General features: G+C 36.1%; 1 protein-coding gene. It reads left to right on the top strand.

The features are described 5' to 3' along the window. Positions 1 to 429 (top strand): LD-carboxypeptidase (locus RT405_RS11300; protein WP_313469744.1); only part of this gene is annotated, 429 nt, incomplete at both ends.

Below are 429 nucleotides of genomic sequence, written 5' to 3'. Positions count from 1 at the left end.
GCTTCCACTATTTACCAAAAAAATTCAACTATTTTCAGCGGGACAGCGCAAGAACGTGGAAAAGCTTTAATGACTCTTTATAATGATTCTGAGATTAAAATGATTTTTGACTTATCAGGCGGAGAAGTCGCTAACGAAGTTCTTCCTTATCTTGATTATACTTCCATTAAATATGCTAAAAAAACCTTTGTCGGTTACAGCGATTTAACGGTTATGTTGAATGCTATTTATGCACAAACGGATTGCGTCGGTTATAATTTCCAATTACTCACTATTCTAGAGGGCCAAAAACAAAAAGAGCAATTCCGAAAGGCATTTATAGACGAACAACCTCTATTTTTTTTACGCTATGAGTGGTTAACTCCTCCAGTCAGCTTTTCAAAACCTGTTATCGGTGGGAATATACGGTGTTTTTTAAAGCTTGCCGAT

The sequence above is a fragment of the Carnobacterium sp. genome (assembly GCF_032094055.1).
GTDB lineage: Bacteria > Bacillota > Bacilli > Lactobacillales > Carnobacteriaceae > Carnobacterium_A.
This window is presented reverse-complemented; position numbering and strand designations above follow the sequence as displayed.